The 21684-nt window shown below is 72.3% G+C and carries 19 protein-coding genes; 9 read left to right on the top strand and 10 right to left on the bottom strand.

The annotated features are described in order from the left end of the window. The first annotated feature begins 39 nt into the window (after positions 1–39). The 4 genes from ABD733_RS12940 to ABD733_RS12925 are packed head-to-tail and all read left to right on the top strand — an operon-like array spanning position 40 to position 4102. Positions 40–1299, top strand: coding sequence for a PIG-L family deacetylase (locus ABD733_RS12940; RefSeq protein WP_344796844.1), 1260 nt, complete (start codon positions 40–42; stop codon positions 1297–1299). Between the two features lie 3 nt (positions 1300–1302). Further along, complete coding sequence (fdxA, locus tag ABD733_RS12935; RefSeq protein WP_344796842.1) at positions 1303–1629, top strand: ferredoxin; 327 nt, start codon at positions 1303–1305, stop codon at positions 1627–1629. A gap of 10 nt (positions 1630–1639) precedes the next feature. Next, the gene (gene dapC, locus ABD733_RS12930) at positions 1640–2779 is read left to right on the top strand and encodes a succinyldiaminopimelate transaminase (protein WP_344796840.1); all 1140 of its coding nucleotides are present in this window, start codon (positions 1640–1642) and stop codon (positions 2777–2779) included. Positions 2780–2788: 9 nt separating this feature from the next. Beyond that, on the top strand, positions 2789–4102 hold the full coding sequence (locus ABD733_RS12925) for a citrate synthase (protein WP_344796838.1): 1314 nt from the start codon (positions 2789–2791) through the stop codon (positions 4100–4102). Between the two features lie 21 nt (positions 4103–4123). Here the strand turns inward: ABD733_RS12925 and dapD are convergent, their stop codons facing one another. Further along, complete coding sequence (gene dapD / locus ABD733_RS12920; RefSeq protein WP_344796836.1) at positions 4124–5092, bottom strand: 2,3,4,5-tetrahydropyridine-2,6-dicarboxylate N-succinyltransferase; 969 nt, start codon at positions 5090–5092, stop codon at positions 4124–4126. A gap of 72 nt (positions 5093–5164) precedes the next feature. Here dapD and dapE point away from each other — a divergent pair, with 72 nt between their 5' ends. The 3 genes from dapE (at position 5165) to ABD733_RS12905 (ending at position 7770) form a co-directional block, all read left to right on the top strand. Next, positions 5165–6238 (top strand): succinyl-diaminopimelate desuccinylase, encoded by a 1074-nt coding sequence (dapE, locus tag ABD733_RS12915; protein WP_344796834.1) that lies wholly within the window; start codon positions 5165–5167, stop codon positions 6236–6238. Continuing rightward, complete coding sequence (locus ABD733_RS12910) at positions 6223–7488, top strand: hypothetical protein (protein WP_344796832.1); 1266 nt, start codon at positions 6223–6225, stop codon at positions 7486–7488. Before dapE ends, ABD733_RS12910 begins: the two co-directional genes overlap by 16 nt. A gap of 105 nt (positions 7489–7593) precedes the next feature. Beyond that, positions 7594–7770 carry a DUF3117 domain-containing protein gene (locus ABD733_RS12905; RefSeq protein WP_119868011.1) on the top strand — a complete coding sequence of 59 codons (177 nt, stop codon included), beginning with the start codon at positions 7594–7596 and terminating at the stop codon, positions 7768–7770. Between the two features lie 194 nt (positions 7771–7964). On the opposite strand, the gene ABD733_RS12900 is transcribed toward ABD733_RS12905, so the two are convergent. Then, positions 7965–8591, bottom strand: a complete 627-nt coding sequence (locus ABD733_RS12900; RefSeq protein ID WP_344796829.1) for an O-methyltransferase — start codon at positions 8589–8591, stop codon at positions 7965–7967. Between the two features lie 62 nt (positions 8592–8653). On the opposite strand from ABD733_RS12900, the gene ABD733_RS12895 reads away from it, so the two are divergent. Beyond that, the gene (locus ABD733_RS12895; protein ID WP_344796827.1) at positions 8654–9055 is read left to right on the top strand and encodes a twin-arginine translocase TatA/TatE family subunit; all 402 of its coding nucleotides are present in this window, start codon (positions 8654–8656) and stop codon (positions 9053–9055) included. A gap of 63 nt (positions 9056–9118) precedes the next feature. Here the strand turns inward: ABD733_RS12895 and ABD733_RS12890 are convergent, their stop codons facing one another. The 4 genes from ABD733_RS12890 to ABD733_RS12875 all read right to left on the bottom strand — a co-directional run bounded on the left by ABD733_RS12890 (position 9119) and on the right by ABD733_RS12875 (position 13570). Then, complete coding sequence (locus ABD733_RS12890; RefSeq protein WP_344796825.1) at positions 9119–10036, bottom strand: LysR family transcriptional regulator; 918 nt, start codon at positions 10034–10036, stop codon at positions 9119–9121. A 532-nt stretch (positions 10037–10568) separates the two neighbouring features. Next, positions 10569–11729: an Mrp/NBP35 family ATP-binding protein gene (locus ABD733_RS12885; RefSeq protein ID WP_344796823.1), complete on the bottom strand. Its 1161-nt coding sequence runs from the start codon at positions 11727–11729 to the stop codon at positions 10569–10571. Further along, complete coding sequence (locus tag ABD733_RS12880) at positions 11722–12264, bottom strand: DUF1003 domain-containing protein (protein ID WP_344796821.1); 543 nt, start codon at positions 12262–12264, stop codon at positions 11722–11724. The genes ABD733_RS12885 and ABD733_RS12880 overlap by 8 nt, the downstream gene beginning before the upstream one ends. Further along, on the bottom strand, positions 12251–13570 hold the full coding sequence (locus ABD733_RS12875) for a magnesium transporter MgtE N-terminal domain-containing protein (RefSeq protein WP_344796819.1): 1320 nt from the start codon (positions 13568–13570) through the stop codon (positions 12251–12253). Before ABD733_RS12875 ends, ABD733_RS12880 begins: the two co-directional genes overlap by 14 nt. Before the next feature lie 48 nt (positions 13571–13618). Between ABD733_RS12875 and ABD733_RS12870 the strand changes: the two genes are divergently transcribed. Continuing rightward, the gene (locus ABD733_RS12870) at positions 13619–14104 is read left to right on the top strand and encodes a YflT domain-containing protein (RefSeq protein ID WP_344796817.1); all 486 of its coding nucleotides are present in this window, start codon (positions 13619–13621) and stop codon (positions 14102–14104) included. Positions 14105–14173: 69 nt separating this feature from the next. On the opposite strand, the gene ABD733_RS12865 is transcribed toward ABD733_RS12870, so the two are convergent. From ABD733_RS12865 to ABD733_RS12850, 4 genes are read right to left on the bottom strand one after another with little or no spacing between them, the layout of a single operon-like run. Further along, positions 14174–14845 carry an ABC transporter ATP-binding protein gene (locus ABD733_RS12865; protein ID WP_344796815.1) on the bottom strand — a complete coding sequence of 224 codons (672 nt, stop codon included), beginning with the start codon at positions 14843–14845 and terminating at the stop codon, positions 14174–14176. Next, a complete protein-coding gene (locus ABD733_RS12860) occupies positions 14842–15846 on the bottom strand; it encodes an ABC transporter ATP-binding protein (RefSeq protein ID WP_344796813.1) in 1005 nt (334 codons plus the stop codon). The genes ABD733_RS12865 and ABD733_RS12860 overlap by 4 nt, the downstream gene beginning before the upstream one ends. Next, positions 15843–18608: an FtsX-like permease family protein gene (locus ABD733_RS12855; RefSeq protein ID WP_344796811.1), complete on the bottom strand. Its 2766-nt coding sequence runs from the start codon at positions 18606–18608 to the stop codon at positions 15843–15845. Before ABD733_RS12855 ends, ABD733_RS12860 begins: the two co-directional genes overlap by 4 nt. Continuing rightward, on the bottom strand, positions 18605–21637 hold the full coding sequence (locus ABD733_RS12850; protein WP_344796809.1) for an FtsX-like permease family protein: 3033 nt from the start codon (positions 21635–21637) through the stop codon (positions 18605–18607). Before ABD733_RS12850 ends, ABD733_RS12855 begins: the two co-directional genes overlap by 4 nt. Between the last annotated feature and the right edge of the window lie 47 nt (positions 21638–21684).

Below are 21684 nucleotides of genomic sequence, written 5' to 3'. Positions count from 1 at the left end.
GAGATGACCCTAACGGCGGCTCGCCTATCCTGTCCAGTGATGTCCTCCTCTGAAACAGCCCAGAACGACCCCTCTCTCTCGATCCCGAGCGACCTCGAGCGGGTGCTGGTCGTGCACGCTCACCCCGACGACGAGACCATCGTCACCGGGGCCACGCTCGCGACCCTCGTCGACCGCGGAGCGCACGTCACCGTCGTCACCTGCACCCGCGGCGAGCTCGGCGAGGTCATGCCCGACGACCTCGCCTCGCTGCGAGGGGACGCCGCGGCGCTCGGGGCGCACCGCGAGACCGAGATCGCCGAGGCCATGCGGCAGCTCGGCGTCACCGACCACCGTTTCCTGGGCGAGCAGGATGCACGGACAGCCGGCCTCCTCCCTCGTCCCTACCGCGACTCGGGCATGGAGTGGGGCCCGGCCGGGACCCCTGTCCCCGTCAGCGACCTGCATCCTGCGGCCTTCTGCCACGCCGAGTTCGGCGAGATCGTCTCGGACCTCGCCGCGGTCGTCGCCGATGTGCGCCCCGACGCGATCATCGGCTACGACAGCGACGGCGGCTACGGCCACCCCGACCACGTCCGCGTGAACCGCGCCGCCCTCCGCACGGCCCGGCTCGCGGGGCTGCCCTACTTCGCCATCACCGGCGGCTCTGCCCACCCCGAGGCCCCCCTCGCCGACGCGGACGTCGTCGTCGACGGCGCCCCGGTGTTCGACCGGAAGGTCCGTGCGCTCGCCGCCTACCGCTCGCAGGTGCGGCTGCTCCAGACCGCCGGCGGCCCGGCCCTCGAGTTCCCCCACGGCGCGGTGGAGCCGGTGACCGTGGTCGAGACGTTCCGTCTGGTGCCCGAGCCGGTCGCCGATCCTGCGTCCGCGCCCGGTCTCGACGAGCTCGAAATCAGCGGCCGCATCGTCACCAGCGTGCTGGCGCTCCTCGCCGGCGGCCTCTTCGGCGCCATCGGCACGATCGCCCACCAGGACACGGTCGGCTCCTTCCCTCTGGGGATCGTGCTGGCGCTCGCCATGACGGCGGCGCTCCTCGTCGGGCTCCGCTGGCTGTTCGACTCGCGGCTGATCGCTCTGATGGCGGCGATCGGGCTCACGGCCGTCGTCGCCCTGCTGTCGCTGCCGCACTCGGGGTCCGTCCTCATCGCGGGCACGCCGACCGGCTACGCGTGGATCTTCGGGCCGGTCGTGGCGGCCGTCCTCGTGCTGGCGTGGCCGAGGATGCCCAGGCGGGCAGGCGATAAGATGGGAGCCTCGCCGCGCGACGCTGTCGCGCCCGACGCGAAAGAGCAGAACTGACCCGTGACGTACGTGATCGCCCTCCCCTGTGTCGATGTCAAAGACCGCGCCTGCATCGACGAGTGCCCGGTCGACTGCATCTACGAGGGTGAACGCTCGCTCTACATCCACCCCGACGAGTGCGTCGACTGCGGTGCCTGCGAGCCGGTCTGCCCCGTCGAGGCGATCTACTACGAAGACGACCTGCCCGACAAGTGGGCCGACTACTACAAGGCGAATGTCGAGTTCTTCGACGAGGTCGGCTCCCCGGGGGGCGCGGCCAAGGTCGGCGTGATCCCGAAAGACCACCCGGTCATCGCGGCGCTGCCGCCCCAGGCCGCGGCCCACTAGGCCGCGTCCGATGCCCCTCGACCTGCCCGACTTCCCCTGGGACAGCCTGGCGGCCCTCACCGAGACCGCGAGAGCGCACGAGGGCGGCATCGTCGACCTGTCCGTCGGGTCTCCGGTCGATCCGACGCCGGGCGTCATCCGCGACGCCCTGCGCGACGCGACCGACGCGCACTCCTACCCGCAGGTCGCCGGCACGCCGGCGCTCCGCCGCGCGATCGGCGAGTGGTACGGCAGACGTCGCGGGGTGCCGGGCCTGAGCGAGGCCGAGGTCCTGCCGACCATCGGCTCCAAGGAGCTCATCGCGGGCATGGCCCTGTGGCTGGGGCTCGGCCCGGGCGACACCGTCGTCTACCCGCGGAACGCCTACCCCACCTACGAGCTCGGAGCCGCCCTCGTCGGCGCGACGGCCCTCGCCTCCGACGACCCCGCCGAGTGGCCCGAGTCGACGAGGCTCGTCTGGTTGAACAGCCCCGGCAACCCCGACGGCAGCATCCTGTCGTTCGACGCTCTCAAGGCCGCGGTCGACCGCGCCCGCGAGCTCGGTGCCGTCGTCGCGGGCGACGAGTGCTACGCCGAGCTCGGCTGGACCCCGGAGTACGACGAGACGGCGACACCGTGCATCCTCGACCCCCGGGTCGTCGGCGACAGCCGCCGAGGGGTCGTGTCGGTCTACTCGCTGTCGAAGCAGTCCAACCTGGCCGGCTACCGCGCCGGCTTCGTGGCCGGCTGCGCCGACGTCCTCGGCGAGCTCCTCGCCGTCCGGAAGCACGCCGGCCTGATGCCGCCCGCTCCCGTCCAGCAGGCCATGGTCACAGCGCTCGGCGACGAGGCGCACGTCCGCGAGCAGAAGGAGCGCTACCGGGCGCGCCGCACCCGGCTCGCCGCAGCGCTCGAGGGTGCGGGATTCACGATCGACCGGAGCGAGGCGGGGCTCTACCTCTGGGCGAGCCGGCAGGAGGACGCCTGGGCCACCCTGGAGTGGCTGGCCGAGCGCGGGATCCTGGCCGCCCCCGGCACCTTCTACGGTTCCGACGGCGCTCAGCACGTCCGGATCGCGCTCACCTCGACCGATGAGCGCATCGAGGCCGCGGCGACGCGTCTCGAGGCGGCCGGCAGCACCCGTTCCGCGACGGAGTCCCTCGCCTATTAGGCTGATCGAGTGACTGACACTGCCAACGACGCCCAGAAGGCCACGACGCAGAAGGCGACTCTCGAGATCGGCGGCCAGACCGCCGAGTTCCCGGTCGTCCCCGCCACCGACGGGGCATCGAGCGTCGACATCTCGACCTTCATGAAGCAGACCGGCTTCAGCACTCTCGACACCGGCTTCGTGAACACCGCCGCGACCAAGAGCGCCATCACGTACATCGACGGCGACCAGGGCATCCTGCGCTACCGCGGCTATCCGATCGAGCAGGTCGCGGCCAACTCGACGTTCCTCGAGACGGCCTGGCTCCTCATCTACGGCGAGCTGCCCACGGCCGACGAGCTCGCCTCGTTCGACGCCAGGATCCGGCGCCACACACTCCTCCACGAAGACCTCCGCCGCTTCTTCGACGCGCTGCCCGCCTCCGCGCACCCCATGTCGGTGCTGTCGTCGGCCGTCGGCGCCCTGTCGACGTTCTACGAGGACACGATGGACGTCCACGATCCGGCCAAGGTCGAGATCCAGATGATCCGGCTGCTCGCGAAGCTGCCGGTCATCGCGGCGTACGCGCACAAGAAGAGCCTCGGCCAGGCGTTCCTCTACCCCGACAACTCGCTCAGCTTCGTCGACAACTTCCTGAAGCTGAACTTCGGCACCATGGCCGAGCCGTACGTCGTGAACCCGGTGCTGTCCAAGGCCCTCGAGCGCCTCCTGATCCTGCACGAAGACCACGAGCAGAACGCGTCGACGTCGACCGTCCGCCTCGTCGGCTCCACCGAGGCGAACATGTACTCCTCGATCTCCGCCGGCATCTCGGCGCTCTACGGCCCGCTCCACGGCGGCGCGAACGAGGCGGTGCTGAAGATGCTCGCCGAGATCCGCGACTCCGGGCAGGGCGTCGCCCGCTTCGTCGAGCGCGTCAAGAACAAAGAAGAGGGCGTGAAGCTGATGGGCTTCGGGCACCGGGTCTACAAGAACTACGACCCGCGTGCGAAGCTCGTCAAGGAGAGCGCCGACGAGGTGCTCGCCGCCCTCGGCGTCAAAGACGAGCTGCTCGACATCGCGCTCGAGCTCGAGCAGGTCGCGCTGTCCGACGAGTACTTCATCTCGCGGCGCCTGTACCCGAACGTCGACTTCTACACCGGCATCATCTACAAGGCGATGGGCTTCCCGCCCCGCATGTTCACGGTGCTGTTCGCGATCGGGCGCCTGCCCGGCTGGATCGCGCACTGGCGCGAGATGAACCTCGACCCGTCGACGAAGATCGGCCGGCCGCAGCAGCTGTACATCGGGTCGCCGGCGCGCGACTGGCCGACCGAGCGCTAGTCGCGTTCGCGGCGGGTGCGCTCAGGCGTGCAGCGCCTCGTTGAGCGTCACTCCGGCGCCCTTCCGCGTGAGCACCTCGACGGCGCCGGTCAGCGAGTTCCGCCGGAAGAGCAGCCCGGGCCGCCCCGACAGCTCGATGGCCTTCACCGTCTGCGAGCGGCCGTTCGTGTCGTGCGCCGACCCGACGACGACGACCTTGGTGCCGGCCGTCACGTAGAGGCCCGCCTCGACGACCGTGTCGTCGCCGATCGAGATGCCGATGCCCGAGTTCGCGCCGAGCAGCGCCCGCTCGCCGATCTCGACGCGCTGCGTGCCGCCGCCCGAGAGCGTGCCCATGATCGAGGCACCGCCACCGATATCGGAGCCGTCGCCCACGACGACGCCCTGCGAGACGCGGCCCTCGATCATCGACGAGCCGAGCGTGCCGGCGTTGTAGTTCACGAAGCCCTCGTGCATCACCGTGGTGCCGGGGGAGAGGTGCGCGCCGAGCCGCACCCGCGAGGCGTCCGCGATCCTGACCCGGTCGGGTGCCACGTAGTCGAGCATGCGCGGGAACTTGTCGATGCCCGTCGTCGTGATGCCGGCCCGCTGCAGCTGCGGACGCAGCCGGGCGAAGTCGTCAGGATGCACGGGCCCGGCATTCGTCCACACCACGATCGGCAGGTGGGCGAAGAGGCCGTCGAGGTTCATCGTGTTCGGCTTGACGAGCAGGTGGCTGAGCAGGTGCAGCCGCAGGTACGCGTCGGGGGTCGACGCGGGCGCTGCCTGAAGGTCGATCTGCACGGTGACCGGCTCGAGCCGGACCGACCGGCGGGCGTCCGGGCCGGCGAGCTGCGACATCGCGGCGGGGGCCAGCGCAGGATCGCGATCGGCCGGGAACGCGCCGAGGTGCGGCTCGGCGAACCACGTGTCGAGGACCGTGCCCCCGTCGCTGATCGTGGCGAGCCCGTAGCCCCAGGCGCTGGTCGGTGCGGTGTCGTCGAGACTCATCCCCCGAGCGTATCGGGGCGTCCGCCTGTGGAGAACTCCGAGGCCCCGGAGGCCCGCGGCTAGGCTGTCCGCATGGCAGTCCTCGACCTCTCGGTGTCCTCGATCGACCTCACCAGGCAGCTCTGCGACATCGCGTCGGTGTCGGGTGACGAGAAGGCCGTGGCCGACCAGATCGAGGCCGTGCTGGCGGCCTCCCCGCACCTCGAGGTCGTCCGCGACGGCGACGCGATCGTGGGGAGGACGAACCTCGGGCGCTCGAAGAGGGTGGTCATCGCCGGTCACATCGACACGGTCCCGATCAACGGCAACGTCCCGACGCGGTTCGAGACGATCGACGGCGTCGACTTCCTCTGGGGCCGCGGCACCGTCGACATGAAGGCCGGGTGCGCCGTCGCGCTGACCCTGGCCGTCGAGCTGGCCGAGCCCACCGTCGACATCACCTGGGTCTGGTACGACCACGAGGAGGTCTCCGACGCCCTCAACGGGCTGGGGCGGCTGGCGCGCATGCACCCCGACCTCCTGGCGGCCGACTTCGCGATCCTGATGGAGCCCTCGAACTCCAGCGTCGAGGGCGGGTGCAACGGCAACCTCCGCGCCGAGATCCGCACGCGGGGCCTGCGGTCGCACAGCGCGCGATCCTGGATCGGCGACAACGCGATCCACCGTGCGGCGCCGATTCTCGACCGCCTCGCCGCCTACGAGGCCCGCGAGGTCGAGGTCGAGGGGCTCGTGTACCGCGAGGGGCTCAACGCCGTCGGCATCACCGGCGGCGTCGCCGGCAACGTGATCCCCGACGAGTGCATGGTCCACATCAACTACCGGTTCGCGCCGAGCCGCTCGACCTACGAGGCCGTGGCCCACATCCACGAGCTGTTCGGCGACTTCGAGGTCGAGATCGTCGACCTGGCGCAGGGCGCCAGGCCGGGCCTCGACGCGCCCCTCGCGCAGGAGTTCCTCGCGGCCGTCGGCGGCGAGGCGAAGCCCAAGTACGGCTGGACCGACGTGGCGCGGTTCGCCGGTCTCGGCATCCCCGCCGTCAACTACGGCCCCGGCGACCCCCTCAAGGCGCACGCTGACGACGAGCGCGTCGCGGTCGACCAGATCACGGAGTGCGAGCGGGGGCTCCGCGCGTGGCTGACGGCCTGATCACGCGGCCGGTCGCCGGCCGCGGTGGCGGGGGCGAGGGCGCCGGCGACGTGCGCCGACCGTGGCGGCAGACCCTCCTCCTGCGCTACCGGCTCACCCCGTGGTGGGCGAGGGTGCTCGCGGTCTTCGTGCTCTCTCGCGTCGTGAGCACTGCCCTCCTGCTGGGCTTCGCGCGCGTGCAGGCAACGAACGCCTGGACGGTGGCCCAGCCCGACTACGGCAGCTTCGCCAAGATGTGGGACGGCCAGTGGTACTACATCGTGTCGCAGCTCGGGTATCCGAGCGTCCTCCCGATGACCGCCGACGGTCACGTCGCGCAGAACCAGTGGGCGTTCCTGCCCGTGTACCCGGTTCTCGTCCGAGGCCTCATGGTGCTCACCGGCGCGCCCTTCGCCCCGACCGCGGTGTTCGTGTCGGTGGCGGCGGCGGCTCTGACCGCGCTGGTGTTCTTCCGGATCCTGCGCCGGTTCCTGCCGGAGGGGTCAGCCCTGTTCGGCGTCGTGCTCCTCTGTGTCGCGCCGCTCTCGCCGCTCCTGCAGGTCGCGTACGCCGAGTCGCTGTTCCTGCTGCTGCTCGCGGTCGCCCTGCTGCTCCTGCTCCGGCGGCAGTACTGGCTGATGCTCGCCGCGCTGGCCGTCGCCTCGTTCACGAGACCCGGCGTCGTCGCGTTCGGCCTGGCGCTCGCGCTGCACTGGGGCCACCGGTGGCTGACCAGGAGCAGCGAGCCCTTCGACGTGAGAGAACGCGTGACCGTGGGCGTCGTCGCCGTGCTGACGGCGGTCCTCGGCTTCGCCTGGCCGATCGTCGCCGCGGTCGCGACCGGCCGCCTCGACGCCTACACCGCGACCGAGCTGTCCTGGCGCGCCGACTACATCGGCTACGGGCACCTGCTGCCGTTCACGTCATGGATCCAGGGGGCGAACTGGTGGTTGCCGGGCGGCTCCGGGCTGCTCTTCCTCGCCGTCGTCGTGGTGGGCTTCGGGCTCTTCCTCGTCTCACCGTGGGCCCGGCGGCTCCCCATCGACCTTCGGTTCTGGGTCGCGTCGTACGCGCTCTACCTCCTGGCCGTGTTCTTCCCGCAGTCGAGCACGTTCAGGGTGCTGATGCCGATGTTCCCGCTGCTCGGGGCACTGGCCGTGCCGAGGTCGCGGGTATGGCGGGTGAGTCTCGTGGTGATCGCGATCCTGCTGCAGTGGGTCTGGCTCTACTACTGCTGGTGGGTCGACGGCTACGACTGGACCCCGCCGTGACCTCCCGCGGCCTGAAATCACCCGCCGGGCAGACGCCGTCGTTTAGGGGCTGACGCACAAATCACGGATAATAGTCATGAGCATTCCGCGAAAGGGGACTATCTGATGGCAGCCATGAAGCCGAGGACCGGCGACGGACCAATGGAGGCCGTGAAGGAGGGGCGGCTCATCATCGTGCGCGTTCCGCTCGAAGGCGGCGGCCGCCTCGTGGTTTCGGTCAACGATGACGAAGCCAAAGAGCTGCACGACGCGCTCGCGGGTGTGGTCTCCGCAGCCTCCTGACGACCCGACCGAGACGCCCCGCCCCGCGCATCACGCGCTGGGGAGGGGCGTTTCGCTTGTCTCGCTCCGCTGGGCGTCTCGCATGGCTCGCTCCGCAGGGCGTCTCGCATCACGCAGGGCGTCTCGTCATGGCTTGACGCGGTGCGTGAGGCGAGACGCGCTATGTGGCGCGCTCAGCGCTTGACGAGCTGCGCTCAGCGCTTGACGAGCTGCAGGAGCCCATCGCCGGCGGTCGCGAGCGCGCTGATCACGGCGGGCGACGTCGACACCTCGGTCAGGAGCGACCGGTAGCCGGTCGTGATCGGCTCTCGCGCCGCCGGATTGGCGACCCGGCCGTTCACCAGGGCATGGGCGACGAGCACCACGCCGCCGGTGCGAGCCAGCCGGAGCCCGTGCTCGACGTACTCGATGACGCCCTCGGGGTCGGCGTCCACCAGGACGACGTCGTAGGAGTTCTCGTTCATCCGCGGCAGCACGTCGGACGCCCGCCCCGTGATGAGGCGGACGCGGTTCGCCGGCACCGCGGCCAGGGCGAAGCTCTCGCGCGCGGCCTGCTGGTGATCGACCTCGACATCGATCGAGGTGAGAGTGGCGTTCGGGGAGCCGGCCAGGAGCCAGAGACCGGACACGCCGAGCCCCGTGCCGATCTCGATGATGTTCTGGGCGCCGAGGAGAGCTGTGGTGACGGCGAGCTGTGCTCCCACGCCGGGCGACACCGTCTCGACACCCGCCTCCAGCGAATGCTGGCGGGCGAGACCGATGGCGTCGCTCTCGGTGACCAGTTCTTCGGCGAACTTCCAACTGGACTCTCTGTGTGGCACTCGTACTCCTCGTCGGTCAACTCTAGGGCCCGTTTCCGGCTCGGACCGGTTAGTCTTCTCACGTGTTCCAGAACTTCGACAAGCTCTTCGTGATCGCGCTGATCGCGGTCTTGTTGCTGGGCCCGGCGAGGCTGCCGATCTACGCCCAGAAACTGGCTCAGCTCGTCAAGACCGTCCGCGGCATGGCCGACACCGCTCGCGACCGCATGCGCGACGAGATGGGCGACGAGTTCTCCGACGTCGACTGGCAGAAGCTCGACCCCCGCCAGTACGACCCGCGCCGCATCATCCGCGACGCCCTGCTCGAAGAGCCCACCACCGCGATCACGACGCCGGCGTCCGCGAGTGCCGAGGCCTCCGCGGCTGCGGCCGTGACCGCCGGTCTCCCGGCTGCTCGCCAGCGAGTGGCCGTCGTGCCTCTCGCCGCGGGCGAGGCTCCTCCCTACGACAACGAGGCCACCTAGCCGCAGGCCGAGCGCTGAGCGGTCGCTGCGCCGAACGGCCGTGCGCCGCCGTCCGACGGCAGCTCACGCCGTCCCGTGCAGCGCGGCGACCCGCGACGCCTCGGCACGCAGCGCATCCACCACGCGCCGCACGCTCGGCCGCTCCGCGCGATCCGGCCGCAGCAGCACCGACAGGTGGCGCACAGCCCGCATGCCCTCGAGCGGCAGCAGGACCATGTCATCGCGCACGCCGGTCGACGTGAACCTCGGCAGCACGGCGATGCCGAGGCCCGCGCCGACCAGGGCCTCGGTGATGCGGGTGTCGCTGAAGCGCTGCGTGATCCTGGGCGCCGTTCCTGTCTTGCGCTCGATCTCGCGGTAGACCCAGTCGTACGGGTAGCCCGCGGGCACGCCGATCCAGCTCTCGCCCTCGAGGTCCTCCAGCGCGAGGGATGCCCGGCCAGCCAGACGGTGGTCGGCGGGCAGGGCGATGTCGAGCGGCTCGCGCAGGAGCGGCACCGTCGTCAGGCCGCGTCCGCGCCAGCTCCGGGCGCCGTCGGGGGAGTGGGCCACGACGACGTCGTAGTCGCCGGTGAGGTCGGCGAAGAGAAGCGTCGCAGGATCGTGGTCGGTCGCGCGGACGACGAGGCCGGGAGTCTCCGAGATGGTCCGGAGGAGCCCCGGCAGCAGCATCTGTCCGGCTGTCGGGAAGACCGCCAGGGTGACCTCGCCCTGCGGAGCGACGACGAAGTCGTCCCAGACAGCCTGGGCCCGCTCGAGGGCGACGGCGACGTCGGTGGCCGTCTGCGCCAGGACGCGGCCCGAGCCCGTGAGCACGAGGCCGCGGCCGACGCGCTCGGTGAGGCGCGTGCCGGCCTCCTTCTCGAGCACCTTGAGCTGCTGCGAGACGGCCGACGGCGTGCGGTGCGTGGCCTTCGCCACGGCGGCGATGCTGCCCCGCTCGGCCAGTTCGCGGAGCAGCTCGAGTCGTTTGACATCCATGTAGAAAAACTACAGGGTCAGCCAAGAAAAGATCGATTGTGCTTCTCTATTGCAGCCCACATCATAGATATATCAACCACAACCCACCAGAGAAACAGGCAGTCATGTTCATCGGACTCGGAGTCCTCGCGGTCGCGTCGATCGCAGCCATCACCGGCACGGTCATCAGCACCGCTCGCGACGGTTACCACCGTCAGCCCACGCGCTCGTTCGACTGAGCGCCCCCGCCTGCTCGCCTCGCAGTCCGCTGACGGGGCTCGAGCTCGCGACACCCGGTTCGGCCCGAGACACGCAGTGATGCGCGTGTCTCGGGCCGAACTGCGTTTCGCGGCTGTTGCTGTTCGCGGGCTGTTGCTGCTCGCGGGGCCTTTGCTGCTGGCGTCCCTCTGCTGCTCGCGGCCGGCGGCGCCTCCCCGCCGGTGACACGCAGTCCGGCTCGAGACGCGCAGTCCGGCTCGAGACACGCGATACAACCGGCGCTGCGAGCCGGAATGCGCGTCACGAGCCGGGCGCACGCAGCGACCCAGGCCGGCTAGCCGACGCTGAGGCCGAGCTTCCGGCCCGCCAGGCCCCGCTCACGCACGGCGAGCCGCGCGGCGAGAGCCTCGATCGCGACGGCCGCAGGATCCGCGGGCGCACCCTCGACCACCGGCACACCGCTGTCGCCGCCCTGGCGCAACCCCATGCTCAGCGGGACGCTCGCGAGCAGCTCGACCCGGGCATCCTGCCCTCGGGAGAGGCGCCTGGCCGTCTCGGCCCCGCCGCCCGAGCCGAAGAGCTCGAGGACCGAGCCGTCGGGCTGCACGAGCCCCGCCATGTTCTCGACGACGCCGAGGATCGTCTGACCGGTCTGCCGGGCGACGAGGCCCGAGCGCTCGGCGACGTCGGCGGCCGCCGGCTGGGGCGTGGTGACGACCAGCACCTCGGCGTGGGGGAGCAGCTGCCCGACCGAGATGGCGACGTCGCCGGTTCCGGGCGGCAGGTCGAGCAGCAGCACGTCGAGGTCGCCGAAGTAGACGTCGGTCAGGAACTGCTGGATGGTCCGGTGCAGCATCGGTCCCCGCCAGGCGACGGCGGTCGAGGTGTCGTCGACGAACATCCCGATCGAGATGACCTTCACCCCGTGAGCGACCGGCGGCAGGATCATGTCGTCGACCTGCGTCGGCTTCACGGCGGCTCCCGCCGAGTCGACGAGGCCGAGCAGCCCCGGGATCGAGAACCCGTAGACGTCGGCGTCGACGACGCCGACCGCCAGGCCTCGGCGCGCGAGTGCGACGGCGAGATTGGCCGTCACGGTCGACTTGCCCACCCCGCCCTTGCCGCTCGTGACCGCGTACACGCGCGTCAGCGAGTCGGGGCCGAACGGCATGGCCCGCTTCGCGCGCCCGCCCCTCAGCTTGGAGGTGAGGGCGGCGCGCTCCTCGCGCGTCATCACCGAGACGCGCACGTCGGCCGCCGACACCCCGTCGACACCGAGCGTCGCCTCGCGGACGTCGCGCTCGATCGTGTCGGCGGCGGGGCAGCCCACGATCGTGAGCTTCACGTCGACGCTGGCCACGCCATCCTGCGCCACCCTCACCTCACCGACCATGTCGAGCTCGGTGATGGGCTTGCGGATCTCGGGGTCGATCACGCGCTCGAGAGCGCGCCGCACCCGAGCGGCCAGAGCGGCCGTCTCGGGAGCGTCAGTCACGCTTCAGGCCCCGGGCGACGGTCTCGGAGGCGGAGCGGTCTTCGCGGCGGTCGATCTCTTCGAGCAGTGACCGGAGCTCGTCTCGGATGAAGTCCTTCGAGGCCATGTCCTTGATCGCGAGCCGCAGGGCCACGACCTCGCGGGCGAGGTACTCGGTGTCGGCGAGGTTGCGCTCGGCGCGCTGGCGATCCTGCTCCACCTGCACGCGGTCGCGGTCGTCCTGACGGTTCTGCGCGAGCAGGATCAGGGGCGCGGCGTACGAGGCCTGGAGGGAGAGCACCAGCGTCAGGGCCGTGAAGCCGTTCGCCGACGAGTCGAAGCGCAGGAACGCCGGAAGAGACGTGTTCCAGAAGATCCAGAGCAGACAGAACAGCGTCAGCGCGATCAGGAAGTAGGGGGTGCCCATGCCGCGGGCGATGGCCTCGGTGGCCCGCCCGAAGCTGTCGCGACTCTGTCGGCCGCGGCCCGGGAGGACGCGGACGCGGAGGCCCTTGGGTGAATCGAGACGGACGTCGCTGCGGCTATCGCGTGCCATTGGTCGTCCTCCTTCCGGTGCTTGTCACGGGGGTTCTTCTGAGCCGGGGCCGGGTTCTGCCGAGGGGCCCCTCGGGATCCTGGCTGCGCCAGTCGTCGGGGAGCACATGGTCGAGGACGTCGTCGATTGTCACCACCCCGACAAGTCGGTGGTTGTCGTCGACCACGGGGACGGAGACGAGGTTGTACCTCGCCATGACCCGGGTGACCTCGAGCGCCGAGGCGCCGACGTTGACCGGCTCGAGCTGCTGATCGATCAGCGTGCCGAGCCGCTCGTTCGGCGGATACCGGAGCATCCGCTGGAAGTGCACCATGCCGAGGAAGCGGCCGGTCGGCGGCTCGTAGGGCGGCAGGACGACGCAGACCGCGGCCCCGAGCGCAGGCGCGATCTCGTGGCGGCGGATCATCGCCAGGCCCTCGGCGACGGTCGCGTCGCCGGACACGATCACGGGCTCGGTGGTCATGAGACCGCCGGCGGTGTCGGAGTCGTAGCTCAGGAGCATCCGGACGTCTTCGGCCTCTTCGGGCTCCATGAGCTCGAGCAGGGCCTCGCCGCGCTCGTCGGAGAGCTGCGCGATGAGGTCGGCTGCGTCGTCGGGCTGCATCTGGTCGAGGACGTCGGCTGCGCGGCTGTCCTCGAGCCGGTTCAGGATGTGGACCTGCTCGTCTTCGGGCATCTCCTCGAGCACGTCGGCGAGACGGCCGTCGGACAGCTCGCCGGCGACCTCGAAGCGGCGCTCCTCCGAGAGGTCGAGGAGGGTGTTCGCGAGGTCGGCGGGCAGGAGGTCGGCGTATGCCGCGATGACGTGCTCGGCGCTCTGGGCCTCGCCGTCGGCGTCCTCCTCGCGGACGTCGCTCCAGGCGGCGAACACCGTCGCGCCCTTGCCGAACGGCGACGGGCTCGTCTTCGGCTTCCTGACGAAGACCTGCGAGACCTCCCAGTCGCCCTCGCCGACCTCGTCGATCGCGACGTCCTCGATCGTGGCGGCGGAGTTGTCGTGACGCAGGCGCACGCGCCGCCCGAGGAGCTCGGCGATGACGCGGACCTCGCCGCCGCGCTGCTCGAACCGGCGGAGCGTGACGGTGCCTGTGGTGATGATCTGACCCGAGCCGATGCTGGTCACGCGGCCGATGCTGACGAAGACGCGCCGTTTGCCCGGGACCTCGACGACGAAGCCGACGACGCGCGGGGACTCGGTCGAGCGGTAGACGATCAGGACATCGCGGACCTTGCCGACGCGATCGCCCGCGGGGTCGAAAACGGAGCACCCGGCCAGACGGGCGACGAAGACTCTCGTGGCGCTCACGGACCCAATTTAGCCTGTCGCGCTGAGCCCACCGTGTTTAATGTCCGAATGAGCAGCCAGACGCCTCTCGGCCGGCGGGGTCCGCAGTATCCGACCCTGCCGAGGGGCGACGTGCTCGGCACCTACGAGACCTACCCGGAGGCCCAGGCCGTCGTCGCGAAGCTCGCCCAGGGCGACTTCCCGGTCGCCCGCGTGTCGATCGTGGGCAACGACCTCAAGACCGTCGAGAGGGTGACGGGCGCGCTCAGCTACGGGCGCGTCGCGCTGGCCGGCGCCGTGAGCGGGCTGTGGCTCGGGGTGTTCCTCGGCATCGTCGTGACGCTCTTCGGCGACGGATCGTCGGGCTTCGGCCTGATCGTCGCGGCCGCGGTGATCGGAGCCGGGTTCGGCATGCTCTACGGGGTCGCGAGCTACGGCATCACCCGGAGGCGCCGCGACTTCACGTCGACGAACCAGGTGCTCGCGTCGAACTACCAGGTGATCGTCGAGTCGGAGTTCGCTGCGCGGGCGCAGGAGCTGCTCGCCCGGTCGTGAACCGGGTGCGGGTCGTATGCCCGGGCCCGGAGCTCGCAACAGCCTTCGCGACGGACGCCTGCGACCGGGTCAGACCCGGCGTGCCCGGAGCGTCACCACCCGGTCGGCCCGAGCGGCGAGCGACTCGTCGTGGGTCGCGACGACCGCCGCCATCCCGTCGGTCTCGACCATCGAGACGAGCAGCTCCAGGATCGCCGCGCCCGTGACGCTGTCGAGCTGGGCCGTCGGCTCGTCGGCGATGAGGACCTCGGGGCGCCCGGCGATGGCGCGGGCGATCCCGACCCGCTGCTGCTGACCGCCCGACAGCTCCTCGGGGCGCTGCGCCGCATGCTCGGAGAGCCCGACGAGGTCGAGCACCTCCGCGACCCGGGCATCGCGCCGCCTTCCGGAGGTGCGGGAGATCCTGAGCGGGAGTTCCACGTTCTCGGCGGCGGTCAGCACCGACAGGAGCCCGAACGCCTGGAAGACGATGCCGAGCCGGTCGCGCCGCAGGTCGGCGAGGCGCTCGGGGCCGGCGAGGTCGAGGCGCTCGTCGCCGAGGAGCACCTCCCCGCGCGTGGGGCGGTCGAGCCCCGAGAGGAGGTTGAGCAGAGTCGACTTGCCCGAGCCCGACTGGCCGCGGACGACGACGAGCTCGCCCGGTGCGACCTCCAGAGACACGTCGTCCAGGACACGGACCGTCTCGCCCGCCGAGACGAAGTCGCGTCCGAGTCCGACAGCGCGCAGGATCGGGCCGCTCATGCCCGGCCCCCCTCTCCGGCCCCGCCCGCGTGCCTCGGCGCCCGCTCGGCCTCCCGGTCCTGCGAGTCGGCGTCGTCCGCCTGCTGCGCCGGCCGCACGGCCACGTGGTCGGACTGCAGCGAGAGCCGCACGCGGTCGTGGAGGCCGAGCGACTCCTGGAACGCCTGCGGGAGCTGGAGCCGGCCCACCCGGTCGATCACCGAGTACTCCTCGGCGGTCACGGCGCCGTCTTCTCCCGACCGGGACCGGACCACCTCGGTCGACGTGCGCCCGTCGCGGATCTGGATCGTGCGCTCGACGTGCTCGGCGACGGAGGCGTCGTGGGTCACGATCAGCGTCGTGACGCCGCTCTGGCGGTTGACCCGCTCCATCGCCTCCAGCACCTCCCCGCTCGTCTCCTCGTCGAGAGCGCCGGTCGGCTCGTCGGCGAGGAGGACGGTCGGCCGGTTCGCCATCGCCACCGCCAGGGCCACGCGCTGCTGTTGACCGCCGGAGAGCTCGGACGGGAAGCGGTCGCGGAGCTCCGGAACGCCGACGAGCTCGAGCACCTCGGCGACGCGGTCCGCGCGGCCGGTGCCGACGCGGCTGGCGCCGTCGCGGCGGCGAGAGCCCCCGGAGACGGCGAGCACGGCCGCGACGTTCTGTGCCGCGGTGAGGAACGGCAGCAGGTTGCGCGCCGTCTGCTGCCAGACGAAGCCGACGCGGCTGCGGTGGAAGGCCGTGCGCTGCCGGACGGTCAAGCCGGCGAGATCCTGCCCGGCCACCACGGCCCGCCCCGCGCTCGGCTCGTCGAGCCCCGAGAGGATCCCGAGGAGCGTGGACTTGCCGCTCCCCGAGGCGCCGACCAGCGCCACCATCTCGCCGCGCTCCACCCGCAGGTCGAGGCCCTGCAGCGCCTGGACCTCGACGTCGCGCGACCGGTAGATCCGCACGAGGTCGGAGCAGAGGATGTCGGGTTCCGGGCGGACGCCGAGCGGCGGTCTCGCTGTGCCTGTGGTCATTCTGAGCCTTCCGGGCGGTGGGATCCTGGGGCGAGGGGACGGGAGAGGGCGACGGCGACGGCCGAGACGGCCGCGGTGGCGGCGAGCCCGGCGAGCACGAGCAGGGGCAGGATCACGGGATCGAGGTGGATCGCGGGCCGGGCCTGGGCCCCCGTGAACGACCTCAGGTCGGCTGAGGGCAGCACGAGCGCGACCATCAGGGCCGCTACGACGCAGCCGGCGGCGAGGGCCGTCGCGCCGAGAGGTGCCGTCTCCGCGAGGACCAGGCGACGCCGCTGGCTGCGCGACATGCCGAGGAGGGTGAGGAGGTCGATCCTGCGCCGTCTCTCGGCGGTCTCGAGGACGGTGGCCGCCAGCAGCGACAGGAGTCCGAACGACGCGGCGAGGACGGCGGCCTCGACGGCGATCCGCTGAAGTCCCGGGACGAGCGGGTTCTCGGAGAGCTCCGCCTCGACCTGGTCGACAGTGCTGACCGCGATCCCGCCGCCGAGCAGACGGCGGACGCCCGCGGCTGCGGCCCGGGAGTCGGCGCCCTGGTCGAGGCGGAGGAGGGTGCGGTCGGGGGCGTCGTTGTCGACCCCGAGCGACGACGCCCGGGACTCGGAGACGACGAGCCAGAGGTCGGTGTCGGGGAGGAGCCCGAGCGGAGCCCGCGACACCTCGACCGGCTCGAGCCGCTGCCCCTCGATCGTGCCGCCCGTCTGAGCGAGACGGTCGGCGAGGTCTCCCGAGAGGACGACGGGCGTGCCGCGGGCGGCCGAGCGGCCGAGCGCCGCGGGGAGCGGGACGGCGCCGGGCACCCCGGCCTGGACGCGACGGAGCGACGCAGGATCGACGACGACCGCCGTGGCGAGGACGGTGGCCGTCCCGGCCTTGATCTGCACCTGCGCCGTGTCGCTCACGAAGGCCGTGTGCGCTTCACCCGGCACCGTGTCGAAGGGGATCTCCGTCGTGAAGTCGAGGGGGCTCGTCACCGCGGAGACGTCGGCGCCCACCCGCGCGTGGGCCGCCTCGTCGAGACCGTGGGAGAGCGTCGAGCCGAGGACGCTGCAGAAGAGCGCGACCGCGATGCCGATCGTCGCGGCGAACAGCGGCGCCGCCGTGCCCGTCCGGTTGCGTCGGGCCAGAGCCAGGCCGGTCGCGAGTGACGGGCCGCGTCGCCGCTTGGCGCGAGCGCGGGCGGCGTCGAGGAGGGGTCCGAGCAGTCGGAGCGCGACGATGCAGCCGGTGAGCCCCAGGAGGACGGGGAGCGCCGCGGGGACGGGGTCGAGCCCCGCGCCCGGAGGTGCCTCGCCGATGCCGCGCCGAGCGACCACGAGAGCGGAGACGACCGTCAGGAGCACGGTGCCCGCTTCGACGAGCGATCGTAGGGGGACGCGCCCTTCCCGCCGGACGAGCCGGGGCAGGGACAGGCCGAAGACCACGACGGGCAGCAGGGCGACCGCGAGCACCACGGCTGCGAAGAGCGATTCGGAGGGACCGGAGCCGGCGACGAACCGCGCCGCGACGCTGCCGAGGAGACCGCCGACGATCGCCCCCGGCACCGCTGCGACGCTGGCGAAGAGCATCACGCGGAGGCGCAGCCAGCCCGGGCCGGCACCGCGCGCGCCGATCAGCTCGAGCGCCGAGCGCGCCCTGGTCACGACGAGGCGGGCGAGCAGGATCTCGAGGGCGAGCGCCGCGCCGAGGGGACCCGCGAGCACGGAGTCGGAGAGCGACGAGGCCGTGGCGAGGCGCGCCTGGGCGTCGGCGACGACGTCGGGGAGCCGCGTGGAGAAGGGGAGCGGGGCGTCTCCCGCCGACGGCACGGAGTGACGCACCGACGAGAAGCGACGCACCTGGGTCGCGATCGTGGCCGCATTCGCAGGATCGAGCCCGCTCGACCGGATCGGGAACCACGCCTGGGTCTGGAGATCGCCCTGGTAGCCCGCCTGCGGCAGCGCCTGGAGCGCGGGATAGCCCGCGCCCGCGACGACTCCGGTGGCCACAGGTGTCGGCGGCCCCTTCGAGGCCGCCCGGTAGGTCACGGAGAGCACGCCGAAGGAGTGCCCCCAGAAGTCGTCGGACCGATCACGCGGCACGAAGATGCCGGTCAGTCTCGCGCGGGCGGTTCCGCCGTCGGACGTCGTCATCTCGTGCACGGCACCGACCCTCCACCGGAGGACGTCGGCCGAGCTCCTCGTGAGCATCAGGGGGATCGTGTCGCCGGGAACGGTCACCGCGGTGGGGGCGGACCCCTGCACGATCCGGACGCGGCTCGCGAAACCCGGGCCGGACGTGAGCGAGAGCGCGCTCCCGAGGAGTCCTCCGGGAAACTGGACGAGGTCCATCGAGGAGGTCGTCGCGGCGTACTCGGCCGGGCCCGTGGCCCGGCGGAGCGGACTCGGCAGCGATGCCCGGACGGAGGCGAGCTCGCTGTCGAAGGCGCCCCAGACCTCTTCGTCGGCAGCATCGAGTCTCCGGCCCGAGCTCGTGCCGGCGTCTCCCGCCGTCGGCGCCGTCCCGACGGCCGGACCCCCGGGGAATGTCGTCGTGAGGTCGCGCTCGACCGCGGTGGCCCGCGTCACGTCGTAGTCGAGGCCTGCTGCGAGCAGCGCCGAGGTCACCTGCGGCGTGACGATGCCGGCAGCGGCGAGGAGGAGGCTCAGGAGCGCGATGCCGAGGGCCGAGGAGACGTGGGCGCGGAGAGTGCGGAGGGCGAGGGCGGCGCCGCTGATCCTGCGCCCCCGGGGTGCGCGTCGGCCGGGCTTCGGTGAGTTCATCGGTCACGCCCTCTCACGAGAGCCGTGGCCGCTCGTCGGGCGGTCCCGCGGGCTGCGACGGCCAGGACGACCAGGACGGCCGCTGTGGTCGCGGCTCCGAAGAGGGCCCAGGAGAGCGGATCGAAGACCGGCGGCGAGACCAGCAGAGCCGACGCGCCCGGCGACGCGGCCACTCCGAAGCGGGCTCCGACGGATCCGACGACGACGAGCCCGACGACGACACCCCCGAGGAGCCCGAGAGTCACTGCGACGCCGAGCTCCGAGGCGCGCAGGGCCCCCTGACGGGTGGGGGAGACTCCGAGCGCGCGGAGGACCGCCGCCTCGTCGCGTCGGCTGCGAGCCAGGCCGGCGGCAGCGGCCGACAGGATGACGAGAGCGAGGCACGCCGCGACGATCGCGGCCGACCACAGGGCCGAAGACGCGGCGTCGACGACAGCGGCAGTCGACGCGGATGCTCGCGTCGTGACCTCGACCGAATGATCGGAGGCGCGGGCGGCGAGCCCCGGCAGGGCGTCCGGCCGAGCCGTCGTCACCCACACGTCGTCCGCCTGGGGAACGGCCGTCCCGTCGAGCACGGCCTGCTGCGTGAGAGCCACGAGATCGACGGCGAGGGCCTCGCGCGAGCCGGACCCGGGGATCCGGTCGACCACTCCCGCCACCACGGCAGGGGTCGACTGCGCCGTCGAGGCGAGCACCGCGTCGATTCTCGAGCCGCGACGGAGCCCGAGGGCGTCGGCCGCGCCGTTCGACACGACGACGCGGAGGGGCGCGTCGGCATCGCCGAGCGCTGCTGCCCGCGAACCGACGGCGAGACGGCGGGGCGGGGCGTCGGAGTCGAGTCGGGCCTCGACGCTGCCCGCGAGCGAGACGCCCCGGGCCGCACCGTCGCCGACGTCGCTCGAGGCCCGGAGACCGCTCACCCGCAGCACCGACCGCTTGGAGCCGTCGGCGACCCGGAACGTCGGCTCGACGGCGACGAGGCGCCAGGCGCCCGCGCCGGCGGGCAGGACGGCGTGGAGGGAGGCGGACCCTCCGAGGGTGAGATCGGTGCCGCTCGTGACTGCGCCGCCTGAGGCCCCGTCACCGGTCCGGAGGGGGACGGCGATCGTGGCGCCCTGCGCATCGCTCAGCCAGGCGACCAGCGAGACGGTGGCGCCCGACGAGGAGCCCTCGATCGTCGTCGGGGAATCCGTCGAGGCTCGCAGGGAGAGCTGCCGCGTGCCCGCCGGCAGCCGGACGCCGACGGGCTCGTCGCCGGCGAGGAGGGCTGCGATGCTCGTCGGGAAGGCGGTCTCGGGGAGGGCCACGACCGAGACCGTCGACCCGCCGAGCGCCGCGGTGTCGTCCAGGGCGGTGACAACGTGCCCGACACCCGACAGACCCGCGATCGGTGGCGCTGTGACGGCGGTCGACCCGGGAGTCACCGAGCCGCTCACCCCGGAGTGCACCCGGGCGTCGGCACCGAGGACGATGCTGCCCGCCTGCTCGTCGACGGACGCCGCGGTCGCCGCGAACGCGGAGGCGAAGCCGCCCGCGGCCGACACGAGAGCGAGCGCGAGGATCGGTGCCACGAAGGCCGAGTGGCGTCTCGACAGCTGCCGCGCCACCCAAGCGGAGCGCCACCCCTTCCGCCGGGCACTGCGCCTCGCGGCCAGGGCGCTCAGCGGTCGCGTCGCCACGGCTGCCACGAGGCCCCCGGCGAGCAGCAGCAGGACCGGGCTCAACGCTGCGAGCGGGTCGGCGTGGATCCCGTCGATCAGCGGCGAGCCGTACAGGACCACCCGCCACGTCGCGAGCGCGGCGAGGACCACCGCTGCCAGCGCCGCGAGGGTCAGGCTCGCGATGCCCGCACGACGGCCGACGATCGACGCGCGCCCCGCGACCAGGGCGACGACCGCGCTGACGACGGTCGCGCCTCCGACGACGACCCCCGCGACGAGCAGAGCGAAGCCCGCGGACGGCACCGACGCAGGATCGACGAGCCGCAGGGCGACCGCGGCCCCGCCGACTCCCATGACCGCCGCGGGGAGAGCCAGGACCGCCGTCTCGACCGTCGTCGCGGCGACGAGCTGTGCGGTGGACGCTCCGCGCGCTCGCAGGAGATCCGACTCGGGAGTGCGAGACGCTGCCAGGAGTGCGGCCAGCTGCAGCGTCGCGACGAGTCCGAGAGCTGCGACGAGGGCGAGTGCGACGTCGACCAGGGCCGCCGTCACGGCCTCGGCCGCCGACAGGGCGTCGAGCGTGTCGGACAGTCGGCCCGACGTGGTCGTCGCCTCTCGTGACGTGATCCGAGCGTCGGGCAGGGCGGCGTCGACGCGGGCGGCCGCCTGCTGGACCGCCTGCAGGTGCGCTCTGTCCACTCCACGCGGGAGGACCTCGATCGTCCACGAGTGGTCGACGTCGAGGGTGTCCGCGAGGTGATCGAGGGAGGCGGGCGTCACGAGGAACGGGCCAGCCGCAGTGCCGTCCCGCCCCGAGGCCGTCAGGGGATCGCCGAACCAGCGTGCGCCCGCGGGCTCGTCCGCCGACCAGGTGCCGACCATCCGGACGGTGACGGGAGAGGACGTGGTCCCGATCCGGAGGGTGTCTCCGATGCGGAGCCCGAGCTCGCGCGCCGCCTGCTCCTGCACGGCCGCGGGAGTCGGGGACGCCCCTCCGGGGGCGGCACTCGGCCAGTCGCCGCTGACGAGCCGGAGACCGCGGTGAGTCGACAGAGCCGCGACCACGACCTCGTCGGCCGCACTCGTCCCTTTCGGCTCTGCAGCCTGGGGCGCCGCTCCGCCCGACAGCAGCTGAGCGGGCGCGGCCCGACCCGCCGACGACACCTCGACGGTGCCGGCCGGGAAGAGCGACGTCAGACGAGCACGCCCGCGCGCCTCGACGGAGGCGGACCCGCTCGCCGTCTCGACCACCTGGAGTGCTCGGGCCACCGGCGGCTGCGCCTCGAGGAAGCCCGCGGCACCGGCGTCGGTGGAGGCTCCGGCGAGCCCCGACAGCACGATCAGCGAGGCCGCGACGACGACGAGCACCCCGGCGAGGGCAGCGAGCAGACCGCGCTGACGGCGGGCCCGCCGTC

The sequence above is a fragment of the Frondihabitans peucedani genome, from assembly GCF_039537585.1.
GTDB classification, from domain to species: Bacteria; Actinomycetota; Actinomycetes; order Actinomycetales; family Microbacteriaceae; genus Frondihabitans; species Frondihabitans peucedani.
This window is presented reverse-complemented; position numbering and strand designations above follow the sequence as displayed.